At 40.6% G+C, this 15,796-nt stretch carries 13 protein-coding genes; 10 read left to right on the top strand and 3 right to left on the bottom strand.

Annotation, left to right across the window (positions count from 1 at the left end; genetic code table 11):
- The first annotated feature begins 11 nt into the window (after positions 1–11).
- The 4 genes from U5K72_10495 (at position 12) to U5K72_10480 (ending at position 5,393) form a co-directional block, all read left to right on the top strand.
- Positions 12–1,817 carry a CRTAC1 family protein gene (locus U5K72_10495; protein MDZ7719232.1) on the top strand — a complete coding sequence of 602 codons (1,806 nt, stop codon included), beginning with the start codon at positions 12–14 and terminating at the stop codon, positions 1,815–1,817.
- Between the two features lie 141 nt (positions 1,818–1,958).
- Positions 1,959–2,660, top strand: a complete 702-nt coding sequence (locus U5K72_10490; protein MDZ7719231.1) for a hypothetical protein — start codon at positions 1,959–1,961, stop codon at positions 2,658–2,660.
- Positions 2,661–2,987: 327 nt separating this feature from the next.
- Positions 2,988–3,848 (top strand): PIG-L family deacetylase, encoded by an 861-nt coding sequence (locus tag U5K72_10485; protein MDZ7719230.1) that lies wholly within the window; start codon positions 2,988–2,990, stop codon positions 3,846–3,848.
- A 144-nt stretch (positions 3,849–3,992) separates the two neighbouring features.
- Complete coding sequence (locus U5K72_10480; protein MDZ7719229.1) at positions 3,993–5,393, top strand: Gfo/Idh/MocA family oxidoreductase; 1,401 nt, start codon at positions 3,993–3,995, stop codon at positions 5,391–5,393.
- 106 nt (positions 5,394–5,499) lie between these two features.
- On the opposite strand, the gene U5K72_10475 is transcribed toward U5K72_10480, so the two are convergent.
- Positions 5,500–6,423: a DUF1080 domain-containing protein gene (locus U5K72_10475; GenBank protein MDZ7719228.1), complete on the bottom strand. Its 924-nt coding sequence runs from the start codon at positions 6,421–6,423 to the stop codon at positions 5,500–5,502.
- A gap of 492 nt (positions 6,424–6,915) precedes the next feature.
- Between U5K72_10475 and U5K72_10470 the strand changes: the two genes are divergently transcribed.
- Positions 6,916–7,722, top strand: coding sequence for a metallophosphoesterase (locus U5K72_10470; protein ID MDZ7719227.1), 807 nt, complete (start codon positions 6,916–6,918; stop codon positions 7,720–7,722).
- A 326-nt stretch (positions 7,723–8,048) separates the two neighbouring features.
- On the opposite strand, the gene U5K72_10465 is transcribed toward U5K72_10470, so the two are convergent.
- Entirely contained in the window at positions 8,049–9,305 is a 1,257-nt protein-coding gene (locus U5K72_10465) for an MFS transporter (protein MDZ7719226.1), read from the bottom strand.
- A 159-nt stretch (positions 9,306–9,464) separates the two neighbouring features.
- Here U5K72_10465 and U5K72_10460 point away from each other — a divergent pair, with 159 nt between their 5' ends.
- The 5 genes from U5K72_10460 (at position 9,465) to U5K72_10440 (ending at position 14,131) form a co-directional block, all read left to right on the top strand.
- Entirely contained in the window at positions 9,465–10,622 is a 1,158-nt protein-coding gene (locus U5K72_10460) for a Gfo/Idh/MocA family oxidoreductase (GenBank protein ID MDZ7719225.1), read from the top strand.
- Positions 10,619–11,674: a sugar phosphate isomerase/epimerase family protein gene (locus tag U5K72_10455; protein ID MDZ7719224.1), complete on the top strand. Its 1,056-nt coding sequence runs from the start codon at positions 10,619–10,621 to the stop codon at positions 11,672–11,674. Before U5K72_10460 ends, U5K72_10455 begins: the two co-directional genes overlap by 4 nt.
- 82 nt (positions 11,675–11,756) lie before the next feature.
- A complete protein-coding gene (locus U5K72_10450) occupies positions 11,757–12,185 on the top strand; it encodes an antitoxin Xre/MbcA/ParS toxin-binding domain-containing protein (GenBank protein ID MDZ7719223.1) in 429 nt (142 codons plus the stop codon).
- The gene (locus tag U5K72_10445; protein ID MDZ7719222.1) at positions 12,185–12,649 is read left to right on the top strand and encodes an RES family NAD+ phosphorylase; all 465 of its coding nucleotides are present in this window, start codon (positions 12,185–12,187) and stop codon (positions 12,647–12,649) included. The genes U5K72_10450 and U5K72_10445 overlap by 1 nt, the downstream gene beginning before the upstream one ends.
- 153 nt (positions 12,650–12,802) lie before the next feature.
- Positions 12,803–14,131 carry an asparagine synthase-related protein gene (locus tag U5K72_10440; protein ID MDZ7719221.1) on the top strand — a complete coding sequence of 443 codons (1,329 nt, stop codon included), beginning with the start codon at positions 12,803–12,805 and terminating at the stop codon, positions 14,129–14,131.
- Positions 14,132–14,217: 86 nt separating this feature from the next.
- On the opposite strand, the gene U5K72_10435 is transcribed toward U5K72_10440, so the two are convergent.
- Positions 14,218–15,651 carry a capsule assembly Wzi family protein gene (locus U5K72_10435; GenBank protein MDZ7719220.1) on the bottom strand — a complete coding sequence of 478 codons (1,434 nt, stop codon included), beginning with the start codon at positions 15,649–15,651 and terminating at the stop codon, positions 14,218–14,220.
- Positions 15,652–15,796: the final 145 nt, after the last annotated feature.

The following is a 15,796-nucleotide window of genomic DNA, read 5'->3' as shown; positions in this document are numbered from 1 at the left end:
AATCAGTTGGTATGAAGAAAGAACACCTTAAAAAAACAGTCGTTGTACTGTTATTCCTGATGCTCGTGTCGATTCCATTCGGAATGAAAAAGTACGATGAGTTTATCAATTCAGAGAAGTTCGAAAATCGTTCTGAAATAATCGAGAGATACGGTTTTTTCCTGGATGATGTAACTGATGATCTGGGTATTGATTTTGTGCATCAACGACCCGTTGTAGATGAAAAACTCAGTCACATTGCACCTCAGATTGCTTCTGTAGGAGCCTCTGTATCTGTTGTTGATTTTAATGAAGACGGACTCTACGATTTCTACCTGACTAACAGTGAATTTGGAACTCAGAACGCGCTCTACAAAAACTTTGGCAACGGTACATTTATCGATGTAGCAGGAGAACTTGGTGTTGCAGATCTCAATAAAATAGAGGTTGGAGCCTCGATGGGTTCCGTTTGGGCCGATTTTGACAATGATGGATATGAAGATCTTTTCCTGTATCGATGGGGCAAACCTGTACTGTTTAAAAACAATGCAGGGGAATCCTTTACAAAAGTGGCTAATGCCGGTTTTCCTGAACATGTAAATGCAAATACAGCAACATGGCTCGATTATAACAACGATGGCCTCCTCGATCTTTTTCTGGGTGGATATTTTAAAGAGGATGTAAACCTATTTGATCTTGAAAGTACACTGATGATGCCGGACAGTTATGAATATGCCACAAACGGGGGAATTAATTACCTTTTTGAGAACCAGGGAGACGGCACGTTTGTGGATGTAGCAGAGAACGTTGGATTACGAGAAACCCGGCGGTGGACACTTGCATCATCTGCCACAGATATTAACGACTCTGGATACCAGGATCTGGTCTTGGCAAATGATTACGGAGTGGATGAGGTCTATATCAACAATGATGGAGAAGGGTTTACAAATGTTGGTGAGGAATCAGGTATAGGATTTACCCCAAAAAGCGGGATGAGCGTTTCCTTTGGCGATGTGTTGAACCAGGGAAAACACGCCATCTATATCACGAATATTTCTGAAGCAGGCGTATTGATGCAGGGAAATAATTTATGGGTTCCCAGAAACAACGAAGCTGATAATACTCCATCCTACAGAAATTTAGCCAGTAATCTTGGTGTGGAGATAGGGCAGTGGGGCTACAGCGGACAATTCCTGGATTTTAACAACGATGGAAATCTCGATCTGTACGTAGCCAACGGTTATGTATCTGCAGAACCCGATACCGACTACTGGTACGATTATTCTAAAGTAGTGGGAGGGAATCGTTCAATAATTATGGATGCTGAAAACTGGCCCGATATGGAAAACCGAACGTTTTCGGGTTACCAGGCCAATAAAATTTGGTTAAATGATGGTGCCGGCAGATTCCGGGAAGTTGCTAACAACGTGGGTGGCGCACTCATATCAGACAGTCGTTCCGTTGCTTATGCCGATTTTTTCGGAAATGGATCACTCGATTTAATTGTAGCTAATCAAGATCAACCCGTAAAAGTTTACAGAAACTACACAGATCCCAGCCATAATTGGATTGGGTTCGACCTGGAAGGAACAAAAAGCAACAGAAGTGCCGTCGGGGCGATTGTTATACTACACTGGGACGGGAAAAAAACCAGGAAAAGTGTAACGGCCGGTGAAGCATTTAGCTCGCAAAGCCAGAAAACGATTCATTTTGGAGTCGGTGAAGTGCAGGAAGTTGAAAAAGCGGAGATTCGCTGGCCTTCAGGTATTGTTCAAACGATAAACAATCCTGAGTTAAATATGAATCATAAAATCAAAGAAGCTTCGGAGGCTCCTTGAGCGTTACAGCAGTTACAGATTTTATTCAAAAATATTTCCTTTCCAAAACGATACACCGGACCGATATTAATCACGGCTATTGTTGTAGCTGCTCATATCTCTTTTGGAGTTCTTGATGGTTGGGAAAAATTTGCTGCAGCATTGGCAGCAGCCATGGTTACTGAAGCTGTATTTCATAAAATAGTAACCGGAAGATGGAGAGACTTGTCAAGTGCATATATATCAGGGAATAGCGCAGGAATATTGGTTCGGTCACCCCTGATTTGGCCCTTCGCATTATGTGCAGCGATATCTATTGCATCCAAATATGTTATTCGTTTCAGGGGATCACACCTCTTTAATCCCACAAATTTTGGAATTGTGGTGATGTTGTTAATTGCCTCAGATAGTATGGCTGTGCTCAGCATTCAATGGGGAAATAATATGTGGGCGATGCTGGCTATATGGATCGTAGGCTTATTTGTGATCTCTAAAGTGAATCTTGCCAATATTTGTATTACATATGTACTTTCATTTATTGGCTTTGCCTGGATTAGAAGTTTAATAACAGGTGATCTTTTTCTTACAGAAATAGCTCCTCTCACAGGCCCTATGTACCAGCTTTTTGTATTGTTTATGATTACTGACCCCAAGACGACACTAAATACTAAGATGGGGCAAAATATCGTAGCTTTTTTGATTGCATTCGTCGAATTCTTTTTCCGGCTGGGCGAAGCTGTTTATGCCCCGTTTTATGCACTTTTTATCGTTGCACCTATTGCATTGATTGTAAAAACTTTATGGGATGAGTGGCAGGAAAAGAAAAAAACTGCAGAAGCAGAACCTGTTACTTTATCACAATAAATCTTTACTGTCAAAAACGTTTCAGGATGTACAAATAATTTCTTGTGGATGCATATAAAGAAAGATTTTTTGGTTTCAAAAAACCAAACCCCTCTGTGAATTTCCTGTTCGCTTTGTTTTTTGTGAGAATTCTTATATAACTATTTTACAAGGCAGTTCACAAATTTTATTGATCATTAGTGCCGTTCAGTTTTCAAAACCAATTTACGTTCATTATTATCATTAAATAGTGTTATGTGTAGTCATTTAAAATTAAGACATATAAACATAATTGAACTGCAAAACTGATATACTATTGTAAACCGAAATATAATTGGAGATTTTTTCATGAAGCTCAGATCACTCATCTTATTACTTTTATTTGTCCCCTCGCTATTATTTGCTCAACCTGAAACCCCTGTCGAAGAATGGACAGGAAAAACGGTACTTCTTGTTGGAGCTCATCCCGACGATGATTCGTATTCCCACGGCACGCTGGCAATGCTCAATGATAACGGAAACGATGTTCATATTCTTTTACTTACAACCGGAAATGTAGGAACCAGCGACCCTGATATGACACGTCATCAACTTGCAAAAATCAGGCGTCAGGAACAGGTTGATGCAATGAAAGAGTTAGGGCTCTCGGAAGAAAATTATATCAATTTGGGATATAACGACGGCATGGTAGAATTTGCTGACAGGGAAGAAGTGGTTAAGCGTATTGTTTATCACATCCGCCGGCTGCAACCTGATGTATTGATGGCATTTGATCCGGGATGGGGATATCAAACCTGGCACAAAGCAGATCACAGGGCTGCTGCTTACCTTGCCGCTGATGCTGCACGTGCGGCTGAATGGCACCTTATTTTCCCTGGACAGATTATCCAGGATGGTCTGGAACCACATACTATCAGTGAATATCTTTTTTATGACAGTCTTGATGAAGCACAAAATGTACATGTTGATATTTCTGATTACGCAGATATGAAAGCTCAGGCACGTGCTAAGTATATGAGTCAGTTCAACCGGGAATCATTTAATGATTATAAAGGTCCCGATCCGGAGGATTATACAAACGGAGATGAATTTGTGGAACGAATGCGGGAGATTGTTTTTGAACGGGGAGCTGTAGATGGTGTACCTCACGAACATTTTCGCTACTACCGTGGAATTCCTGATGGAATTGGCGAGCGGAGCTATCACTAAAAAATAGTTTGCTACAGGCCTGTTCGGTGGATATTTTCGCGATTTAATATTCATCGGGCAGGTTTTACTATTTAATAGTTGTTTATTTATACAGGATGACAACAAACTTTTTGATCAAATTTTAAATTCAACACTTTACAACATATGAGCAATTCTGACAAAAAAGGGCAATCAAGAAAATCATTTTTAAAGAAGATGGGCGCTGCCTCTTTAGGTTTGACCGGAGCTCCATTTTTGAGTGGTTTTGCAAAAGGAAAATCAGAAACGATTGAACTGAAACCTAAAGCGCGGAAAAACTATTCCGCAAACGATCAAATACAACTGGGATTGATTGGAGCCGGTTGGATGGGGCAGATAGATGCCCAAGTTGCAAACGAGATTGACGGAGCCAGGATAATTGCAGCATGTGATCTCTATGATTCAAGAGTGGAAAGATGTCGGGAACTTTTTGGTGATGATATTTACACGACGAAAGATTATCGTGAACTTATCAACAGAGATGATATTGATGCAGTAATTGTAGGGACGTCTGATCACTGGCACGATACAATTACAATTGATGCATTGAACGCCGGTAAAGCAGTTTACTGCGAGAAACCGATGGTTCAGCATATTGAAGAGGGGCATCCCGTTATTGAAGCGGAAAAAAAGACAGGATTACCATTAATTGTGGGCAGCCAGGGCACCAGTGGGCTTGATCAGCAAAAGGCGATGGAGTTGTACAATGAAGGTGCTATTGGTGAGCTGATTTTTGCTGAAGCGTATATCGATCGGTATTCACAGATGGGTGCATGGCAGTACTCTATTCCGCCAAGTGCTTCACCCGAAAACATCGATTGGGATACCTATCTGAAGGATACAGAACAGCTGCCATTTGATGCCAAACGGTTCTTCAGATTTCGAAATTACAAAGCGTATGGTACCGGAATTCCAGGGGACCTGTTTGTTCATCTGCTTTCTGAATTACATAAAATTACTGGTTCAACCGGACCCAATAAAATTTCTGGGATGGGTGGTTTGCGTTATTGGCACGATGGCCGAAACGTGCCGGATATCATGCTGGGAATATTTGAATATCCAGAGACGGAACGGCATCCTGCATTTAACCTATCGCTGAGAAGTAATTTTACGGATGGTTCAGGAGGAGGCCGTCATACACGATTGGTCGGATCCGAAGGTGAGATGGTTCTTGAAGGTGATACCGTTATTCTAAGGAAAGGCAGATTACCTGATCGTCCGGGGATGAGTATCGGCAATTTTAGTGAGGCGGTTCGAGAGGAGTACAGGGAGTATTATGAAGAAAAATTTCCTGAACCTGCACCGGAAATCATTGAACCATCAGAGTTTATTTACCGAACACCGGATGATTTCAGCAGCAGACGCGAACATTTTCTCAATTTCTATGATGCTATTCGAAACGGAACGGAGTTACTGCAAGATGGTACTTTTGGCTTACGGGCAGCTGCCCCTGCATTGGCATGTAATATAAGCGAGGAAACCGGCGAAGTTGTGCATTGGGATCCGGACGAGATGAAAATTCTTTGATCATCATCCTATTATCATACAGATTTCAGTAGAGATCTACGGTTAAAAAAAATCCCTCCAGACTGGAGGGATTTTTAGTTGAGCGGGTTTGTTAGCTGTAGATCGTTTAATTTTCTATCGCCGGAGTGATCTCTATATTTCTAAAAGAAACGGGTCCATGATCTCCCTGTAAAAATATTGGACCTGGTTCTGCTTCGTGGCTGTCTATTGCACCACCAGTAGTTCCCGGTATGGGTCGATTGCAGATCACTTCAACACCATTGTGTACTACTGTTACCAATCGCCCAATGAGTGTAACTTCAAGTGTTTGCCATTCTCCGGCTGGTTTTGCGGCATTCACTATTGGTTTGATAAATCCATAAACGCCACCCACACCGGTAGAGGAGGGTTCCATTCCATATGAATCCATAATTTGAACTTCGTAACGGCCGCGTAGATAAAGTCCGCTGTTGCTGCCTTCCGGAATATTGTATTCCAGGGATATTTTAAAATCTGAAAAAGTATCTTTTGTAATGAGATGGCCACCAGTTTCTTGGTTGATTAAAATACCATCTTCCACATGGAATTGATTATTGTCTGCCAGCTTCCATTTTGAAAGATTCTCATCAATCAGGTTTATAGGGTTCCCCCAAGTTGGGTTATCTTTTCGTATTAATTTCGGGGCTCGGGTAGCTGTCCAGTTTAGAACTGTGGAACCGTAAGACGTAGTACCCGTTAGTTGGCCATTGGAATGTGTAAATTCCATATGCATATTTGTGTCAATGTTCATCCACTGAGGCGGAATTGTAAAACTATAAATCCCTGTATGTTCAGAGTATTTAATCTCTGAAACAGGTCTTGCACTTCCGTCAATGCCTACAAATTGGCCGATAAGAGCATTAATTCCCGACGCTTTAACACGCAACCAGGAAGGACGCTCTCCATTTTCAGTTTCAACAACCAAATTCCAGTCGCCGGTAATTTCAGATCCGGGAATTGATTGGGAAAACAGTTGAGAAGGCAGCACAATTAAACAAATGAGGATACTCATTAAAAAAGCAGATGGAATTGAAAGAAATTTTGGCTTCGTTTTAAAAGACATGGTATCAATCATGGTAGAGCAAATTTTGTTAGATATTCTTTTATTTAAGCAATATTGAAAAATAGGTTTAAAGGCGGAATATAAAAACTCTTTTCCATGATGTTTAGAGTTTTATCTGCCGTGTATGGAAAGTGAAAAAGAAAATTCCAACAATTTTTATATCTGTCGAAAATGATCTTATTACCATAAAAAAATTACTATTCCAGACTTTCGGGTTCATGAATAAATTGGATACTCTTTCCAGAAAAATAATAGTCAACCTAATACCGGCTGTTAATCTAAATAACATTCAACAAACAGGATAAATAATAGTGATATTGATTTGTGTGTACCCCGTAAATCTGCACTGAATACGTAGTACATTCTACATCAATTTTGAGAACTGTGATGAAGTTTAAATAATGCCTGCTATATTGTTAAGAAATTAAATAGAAATACAACATGAAAAGGAAAGAATTTTTACGGCGAGTTACAGTTGGGGGATTTTTAATTATAAACGGGCAGTTATTTCGAGGTTCATTTAACCCCTACGATAATAAAGTGGATTTTCGCTTCACGGTTGCTTCTGATGGTCATTACGGACAGTCAGGTACTTCATATCAAAATTATTATTCAACAATTGTTTCAAAGGTGAACAGATATCATAAAATGTTCCCTTCCGAATTTGTTATCTATAATGGAGATATTATTCATGATGATCCGCAGTATTTAAAACCTGCATATAAAGCTCTATCAAAATCTGATTTATCATTTTACGTCACCAAAGGCAATCATGATATGGTAACTCCTGAGAGATGGGAAGAGATTTGGGGATATCCACAAAACCATGCTGTAGAGTTTGGTAAACGGGTTATTCTTTTGGGAACAACTTCGAATATAAAAGGAGACTATTTGTGTCCGGATAAAGAATGGTTTGAACGACAATTGGATCATTACAAAACTGCATCAGAGATCTATTTATTTCTACATATTACGCCTAATAACTGGACCGATCATGGGATCGAGTGTCCTGATTTTCACAAACTGTTAGCACGCTATGAGAATGTAACAGCTGTTTTTAACGGACATGATCATCAAGAGGATGGAATAAAAATAGAGGGAGAGATACCCTTTATGTTTGACGGTCATTTTGGAGGAAGTTGGGGAACAGAATACAGGGGATTTCGGGTTGTTGAAAAATTAAAAGATGGTACGCTAAGAACTTACCTGATGGATCCGGATGAGAAGATTAAAGAGGTGGAATTATAAGTTGAGCATTTATCTTTTTCCAAGAAGAATTGGTTTTATCCATTTTCTAAAGAAATCCATTCATAGATATGATTTGCTTATCGAAAACAAAGAAAATTTGCGGTAGTTATTTCAGTTCATTCTCAACCATACCGCTAATTTTACAGGAATAGGGTTTGAAATTTTGTTATTGGTAATACGGGATATTAGAAGGCTTTGCAAAACCGTGGGTATGCGTCAATCTGAACTCGATTCAGATTCTCCATTCGTCTTTATAGCCAGTATCAGGAGATCCTGAATCAAGTTCAGGATGACGGTCATAGTTTTGAAAAGCCTTCCATTAGTTACTATAGCGGACTTACATCCTCTTCAGTGACCTTTTTCTCTGCTTCTCGATCATCAAAAGTAAAAATAAAGAAAAGGAAAACTACGGCAGCAAATAAAGCAGGTAACCACCAGAAACTATACCATTGATCCAGCGTCAAGGCCGACTGATCTCCCAGATAAACATTAAAAGCCAACCCGGCCAACTGTGCTCCAATCAACATTCCAACGCCATATGTAATCAACACAATGAGCCCCTGGGCTTGCCCGCGAATCCGCTCAAATGCCTTTATATCAACATAAATTTGACCTGTGACAAAGAAGAAATCATAACATATTCCATGAAGAGCAATACCCCCGATAATCATCCAGGTTGTTGCATCGGGTGCACCAAGAGCAAATAGAGCATATCTTAAAACCCACGCCAACATACCCACGCCAAGCATCCATTTTACTCCCAACCGAATAAAAAAGAACGGCATTAATAACATAAAGAGCACCTCAGAAACCTGGCCAATAGTTTGTGTAGCTGCAATATTCTGGAAACCGGCACCGCCAAGATATAGTTGAGTAAAATTGTAATAGGCTGCCAAAGGAATGCATATTAGCATGGAACTACCAAGAAAAATAAAGAAAGATTTACTTCCCAGGTGTTTCAGAGCATCCACACCAACAATACTTCGCACGGATACTGACTCTCCTTTTGCAGGGGGCGGTGTGTGGGGAAGGGTAAAACTGTATAGCCCGAGAAGAATACTTGCACCTGCGGTAAGATAAAGCGGCAGGGCAGTTGCTTCCGGTTGAACACCTTCAGCTACAAAGCTCACAAGAACAAAGCTCACGGCAAGACCGGCAACAATCCATCCCAGTGTACCAAATACCCTGATAATGGGAAACTCTTTTTCTTGATCTTCAATATTATGGAATGACAGTGTATTTGCTAAACTCATTGTTGGCATATAACAAAGATTATAGGCCAGCAGAAGAAGGATAAATAATAAAGGATTGTCCACGGCAAGAGGCGTAATACCCATTATAATGCCTCCAAAGATATGAAGTGAGCCAAGGACTTTTTCGGTAGGAAAGAACCTGTCTGCAATCAAGCCAACAAAGAATGGTGCACAAATTGCTGCTATAGGATTTACAGTAAATGGCCAGTGCGTTAAATCTTCCATCCCGTTGTTTGACATGTAAACGGCAATCGCAGTATACCAGGCTCCCCAGATGAAGAATTGAAGAAACATCATGCCACTTAACCTGGCTTTTACGAATTTTTTCATGGAAGAAATAATCTTAAATTTGTTATATGTAATCAAACAAGCAGAATATTGATTTTATGCACGATAAGTGCAAGTAAAAGGATGATAAGGTTTGCAGAATTTTGAAAACTTCGTTATTTCTAAATAGCTAAAATTAATCTAAAGTTATATATCATAACAATGAGCAAAAAATTAAAATATGGAATGGTAGGAGGCAGCCTTGATGCCTTCATCGGAGAAGTGCACAGAAAAGCTGCTGCATTGGATAGTAAATTCTCATTAGTTGCAGGAGCCTTTAGCAGTAGCCCGGAAAAATCGAAAAAAACAGGTGATGCTTTAGGACTCGATCCCGATCGTACATATGGATCATTTAATGAGATGATTGAGAAAGAGAGTCAATTGCCGGAAGATGAACGGATTGAAGCTGTGTCGATTGTTACACCGAATCATGTTCACTTTGAACCGGCAAAACTTGCCCTTGAAAATGGATTTCATGTCATTATCGATAAACCGCTGGCATTTAATCTTCAGCAGGCAAAAGATTTAAAAGAAATTATTGATGAAACCGGGCAAATCCTGGCACTGACTCACACCTACACCGGTTACCCGATGGTGAAAGAAGCCAAAGAGTATGTTAGAACAGGGGAACTGGGCGATCTTCGAAAGATTTATGTAGAGTATCCACAGGGATGGCTGGCAACTCCTCTCGAAGAAGAAGGGAATAAACAAGCATCCTGGAGAACGGACCCGGAGCGATCGGGTGCCGGCGGAGCCATTGGAGATATTGGCACCCATGCTGCTAATCTTGCTGAGTATGTTTCAGGGAAAAACATCACACACATTTGTGCGGATATCAATACTGTAGTTGAAGGAAGACAGCTTGATGATGATGCCGCTGCTCTTCTAAAGTTTGAAGATGGTACAACTGGTGTATTAATGGTCAGCCAGATTGCAGCCGGTGAAGAGAACGATATAAAAATTCGCGTTTATGGAGAAAAAGGTGGACTCGAGTGGAAGCAGTCTGATCAAAATACATTGCTGTTCAAACCATTAGAGGGACCTCACAAAATTATCCGAACAGGTACCGGGTATGTATCAGACCTGGCTAAAGCAAATACAAGAACTCCAGCAGGCCATCCGGAAGGATATCTGGAAGCCTTTGCTAACATTTATGTAGCATTCCATAAAGCCGTTGTTGATCATCAAAACGGTGAATATAATTCTGCTGGCGATTATGATTTTCCCGATGTTGTAGACGGCATACGCGGAATGGCTTTTGTTGATACGATGATCGAATCAAGTAAATCTGAAACTAAATGGACACCCATTAAATTATGAAAACAATAAAAGGACCTGCCATATTTCTGGCGCAATTTGTAGGAGATGAAGAACCGTTTAACGACCTGATATCCCTGTGTAAGTGGGCTGAATCCCTGGGATATAAAGGAGTGCAGATACCCACGTGGGAAACCGGATTGATTGACGTTAAAAAACTTGCTGAAAGCAAAACATTTGCTGATGAATACAGAGGCAAAATTGAAGAAACCGGTGTTGTAATTACTGAACTGGCTTCACATCTCATTGGCCAGCTCGTAGCTGTTCATCCGGCGTATGATACGATGTTCGATGCTTTTGCTCCCGAGGAACTTCACGGAAAACCGAAGGAACGACAGGAGTGGGCAATACAGCAGTTAAAGTACACCGCAAAGGCCAGTAAAAATTTAGGACTGGATGCCCATATCACCTTTTCCGGGGCTTTAATGTGGCATACAGTTTACCCGTGGCCTCAGCGACCTGCCGGCTTGGTTGAAGATGGTTTTGCCGAACTTGCCAAACTCTGGAACCCAATTTTGGATGAGTTTGATGAGAATGGTGTGGATGTGTGCTATGAATTGCACCCGGGTGAAGACCTGCATGATGGAATTACCTATGAGAAATTCCTCGAGGCCACAGATAATCATCGTCGTGCAAGAATTCTGTATGATCCCAGTCACTTTGTTCTTCAGCAGCTTGATTACCTGGAATTTATCGATATCTATAAAGACTATATCGAAGCGTTTCATGTGAAAGATGCGGAGTTTAATCCTACTGGAAGAGCCGGGGTTTATGGTGGTTACGAAAGCTGGATTGATCGTCCGGGACGATTCCGGTCTATTGGTGACGGGCAAGTAGATTTCAGAAGTATCTTTACCAAACTGTCTCAGTATGATATAGATTGCTGGGCAGTTCTTGAATGGGAATGCTGTATCAAACATCCTGAGCAGGGAGCCCGTGAAGGTGCTGAATTAATCAACGATTATATCATCCAGGTTACCGAAAAAGCCTTTGATGACTTTGCCGGTGGCGGTGGTGATACAGAGTTGAATAAGAAAATTTTAGGAATCGATTAAAAAATAAAAATACTAAAAAGTTGAAAATACGAGGGTAAATATGTAATATGTCGTAATAATAACGACATATTACATTTACCTCATGAGTACAGACTCATTAAATAACATACTAAGAGAGGCCGCAGTTGCTTACGTAGCATCCTCGCCAATGACAATGGTAGAACTGGCACGGCAGGGTATTTCAAAAAAATCATTGATTAAACTCGCTGAAATCGGGTCCTTATCCCTAAAACAGTTCTCTGAACTTCTGCCTGTATCGCTTCGAACCCTCCAACGATATAAGGACGATGATCTTCTTCCACCGGAAGTTTCAGAACACGCCTTACTCGTTGCTGAAGTTCTTGGAAAAGGGATCGATGTTTTTAACAATCGGAAACAGTTTCAGCAATGGCTTCAATCTCCTTCTGTAGCTTTAGCAGGGCAAACTCCATTCAGTCTGCTCGATACAAGTTTTGGAGCCCGCATGGTTACTGATGAGCTTGGCAGGTTGGAACAAGGTGTATATGCCTGATGGATCTCTACAGGATTGCCAGGGAGAGATATATTGAAGATTTAAGTGGAGAAGGATCCAGAATATATGGAGGGAGATGGAATTTTAAAGGAACACCAGTTCTTTATACTTCTCAAAGTGAATCTCTTGCTGCATTAGAAACACTTGTACATGCCCCGGTTTCGGCAATTCCGGATGATTTGAATCTGTTAATTCTATCGGTACCTGATAATCTAAAACCTGAAATCATACAAAGGGAAGAGCTTCCGGGCGATTGGCGAAATTATCCAGCACCAAATAAACTGGCGGAGATTGGTGCAAAATGGATTAATTCTACAATGAGCGTAATGCTTAAAGTACCCTCTGTTTTGGTGCAAACAGAAAGTAATATTTTGATAAATCCTTTGCACTCTGATATGGAAAAAATTGAGGTGAAAGAGATCAGGCCGTTTTGTTTTGACACAAGGCTTCTCAAAAGAAACTAAAAAAATAATCAGAGGCCTTTGCAAAGTTCATCAGGCAGTTGATTATATCAACCGAGACACGATCAGAGTAGAATCGTTTCGTAGATATTTCTTACTTTTCAAGTGAAATAACATGTTTTTATATCAAAAAAATTATAACAGAAGCTCAGAGCTATGCCTAAAGTAGTACAGAAACTCCACGATTTTGCCAATCTGATTGAACCGGAAAAAAACCAAATTTTCAATATGTCTCATGAAGAGGCTGAGAAAATTGTGGCCAATGGAGATCCTGAAGAAGTTCGTAAAATTGACGGTAGTTTTGCGATTGTTACAAAAGAGGGACAACAGGTTCGGATGGCACGCTCAATCGGCCGGCCCATGCGCTATTTTATGGCCAAACAGGTGGAGGGCCCGTTATTAGTTGTAGCTGAAAGAATCGATGATATCTATAACTATCTGAAGGAGTTAGGTTTACATCATCAATTTCGTCCGGATTATACCCGAATGGTACCGGCTCATTATGTTACTAAGTTAGATGTAATTGGCTGCCCGGATCCGAATCCGGATTACAAACGATATTTTACGCCAAAACGAAATCAACTCAATGCAGATCTGGATAAAATAGGGGAAGCCTATGTAGGTGCGATGGCTAATGAGTTAGAAAAATGGCTGGATTCAATTCCAAAAGATGAACCCATTGGTGTTCTGTTTTCTGGTGGAATTGACAGCGGTTCGGTGTTTCTGACCCTGTATGATCTGCTGCTAAAAAGGGGAGAGTCGCCTGCCAGGTTAAAAGCATTTACATTATCAATCAATCATGGACCGGATGCCTCGCAAGCGTATAAATTCCTGGACTCACTGGATTTAAGCATGTTTCTTGAAGTGATGGAGGGAGAGTCTTCGGATCTGGATTACAAAGAGACTATTCGTGTGATTGAGGATTACAAACAACGAGATGTTGAAGCCGCAACAACTGCATTGGCTCTGTGTAAATTGATTAGAAAGAAATACCCTAACTGGAAATATCTGGTTGATGGAGATGGCGGAGATGAAAATTTAAAATCCTATCCGATTGAAGAAAATCCTGAATTAACGATTCGAAGTGTCCTGAACAATCCACTGCTGTATCACGAAGGGTGGGGTGTTGACAAAATTAAGCATTCACTTACCTATAGCGGAGGGCATAGCCGCGGAAGTGTTCGAACCTATGCAACGGCCGCTCATTTTGGATTTGAAGGATTCAGCCCTTATTCACTGCCAAACGTAATTGAAGTTTCTGAAGGTATTCCATTTATACAGTTAACCGACTGGAATCACGAAGAGCTATATGCTCTAAAAGGAGAGATCGTTCAACGTGGAGTGAAGGCTGTTACAGGTTTAGACATGCCGGTCTTTCCAAAACGAAGAATGCAGCATGGTTCTGTAGGAAAGGATGATTTTGAGAAGATTTTTCCTGATGACGAGATGGTGTATCGGGATTATTTTAGATCGCTTTATCGATAACTACCACTTCAATCATCGTAATCATCGGATGAGTGAATAAGCTTAATCAAAATATTTAATTGAGATACTCATCCGATGAATTCAATTTAAGGCGTCCATCGAATGCTTGTCAAAATGCCAAATTGATCTCCAAAAAGTCGTCCGCTGTCAAGGGCGGTTTCTACTCTAAATCGGATATTTTGATCAGGAATTATAGGAAGCGGGAATTCAGTTCCGGCTAATAATGACCATTGAGTAATCGGGGTTCCCGGATCGATTGTTACTTCACGATTGCATTGAATTCCGAAAAGATCTCCCTCACCAATATCCGGATTTCTGTTATCGCATCGTTTTCCAAAATTTTTACTGTAGGTGATTTTTCCGAATAAATCTACTTGGTTAACGCTTGATTCAATCCCCACATGATGTGCGATAATTCGATTGTTTAAGATTCCGAGTGCATCCTCATCAGCTTTAAAAAGCGGATTCCCAATCGTCCGATACTGGTACGCCCAACCTGATTCATAAATCTCGTGATTATAGTAATTTTGGTTTCCCCTGAAACGATCAACATCGGGATCTGCATCAGGATTTACTCTTCTGGGGCCGCTCTGATTTTTTGTATACAAATATTCGTATACAAATTTATCAACAGGAAGAGTCGCATTTTCTCCAAAATCAAAAGAAATACCGGTCAAAATATCACTCATATTTTTGAGCTTCAGATCGTAGTTGGTTTCGATGGGAGATTGCAGGTAAATTGAAATATCTGTTCCCGAAAGATCAATCAAAGACCCAAATGACCAGGTTCCCAATTGGTTTCCCAATACATAGGCCTGTTCGCTGCCGGGGGTAGATTCATCACCACTTTGAGCAAAGAAAATGTCAATAAAATCAGAAAAACCATTTGGAATATCTCCTTCTTCAGGAGTGCTGCCACCCCATATTACATAGTGTACCAGCCCGCCATATACGTTCACAGACCGATCTCCTCCAAGCTTAAAATATCCGGCCTTTTCATGCAGAAGTACATTATCTCCAAAGCGGGCACTTCCAAGCCAGCCATGCGTTACATATCCATAAACCTGAAGAAAATCGTTTGTAAAAGGAACGGACAACCAATCACGCAACCCAAGTTTTAATTTTGGAATTGGAGATGCATTGGTACTGACTCCGAGAGATCCCATGCCAAGCTCATTATCATAGAAAAGAGGGGAGGGATCGATAAACCGGCCACCGGCAAATTCAAGTCCGAATCCACGAATTTTAAGATATCCCTGGTTCAATGAGAGTGTGGATTGACTTCCCGGACGCCCAATTACACTTGTACCATAGAGAATTTTAAAATTGTTGAGCTCATCGTACGAATTATGGTATTGTAACCGGGTTAAGAACTGGCTGCCTTCGCTTGAATAAACACCATTTCTGTTCGATTGAAACCAAAAAGGTGTATTACTTTCTGTGCTGAAGATTCCAGAGGTTTCTACTGATAATTGTCCATAAAGGTTGGAAAAGGTTGTAATCAGTAGTAACAAGATCAAGAATAGAGCACGCTTAAGAATGATCACAAATTCAATCTATGAGGTTGATAATTTCAGATCAAAGATAATAAAAAACTACATGTTTACAGATCAATTAACCTGTTAAAAGCGGCTTAAAAATGGTATCATAAAATATTGAATAATC

The sequence above is a fragment of the Balneolaceae bacterium genome (genome assembly GCA_034521495.1).
GTDB lineage: Bacteria > Bacteroidota > Rhodothermia > Balneolales > Balneolaceae > Rhodohalobacter.
The sequence above is the reverse complement of the archived record's forward strand: the minus strand, read 5'-3'. Positions and strand labels throughout refer to the sequence as shown.

Excerpts from the sequence above, each read along its gene's own strand:
- U5K72_10495 (MDZ7719232.1), top strand. The coding sequence starts at position 12 with ATGAAGAAAGAACACCTTAAAAAAACAGTCGTTGTACTGTTATTCCTG.
- U5K72_10485 (MDZ7719230.1), top strand. The coding sequence starts at position 2,988 with ATGAAGCTCAGATCACTCATCTTATTACTTTTATTTGTCCCCTCGCTA.
- U5K72_10480 (MDZ7719229.1), top strand. The coding sequence starts at position 3,993 with ATGAGCAATTCTGACAAAAAAGGGCAATCAAGAAAATCATTTTTAAAG.
- U5K72_10475 (MDZ7719228.1), bottom strand. The coding sequence starts at position 6,423 with ATGAGTATCCTCATTTGTTTAATTGTGCTGCCTTCTCAACTGTTTTCC.
- U5K72_10470 (MDZ7719227.1), top strand. The coding sequence starts at position 6,916 with ATGAAAAGGAAAGAATTTTTACGGCGAGTTACAGTTGGGGGATTTTTA.
- U5K72_10465 (MDZ7719226.1), bottom strand. The coding sequence starts at position 9,305 with ATGAAAAAATTCGTAAAAGCCAGGTTAAGTGGCATGATGTTTCTTCAA.
- U5K72_10460 (MDZ7719225.1), top strand. The coding sequence starts at position 9,465 with ATGAGCAAAAAATTAAAATATGGAATGGTAGGAGGCAGCCTTGATGCC.
- U5K72_10455 (MDZ7719224.1), top strand. The coding sequence starts at position 10,619 with ATGAAAACAATAAAAGGACCTGCCATATTTCTGGCGCAATTTGTAGGA.
- U5K72_10450 (MDZ7719223.1), top strand. The coding sequence starts at position 11,757 with ATGAGTACAGACTCATTAAATAACATACTAAGAGAGGCCGCAGTTGCT.
- U5K72_10445 (MDZ7719222.1), top strand. The coding sequence starts at position 12,185 with ATGGATCTCTACAGGATTGCCAGGGAGAGATATATTGAAGATTTAAGT.
- U5K72_10440 (MDZ7719221.1), top strand. The coding sequence starts at position 12,803 with ATGCCTAAAGTAGTACAGAAACTCCACGATTTTGCCAATCTGATTGAA.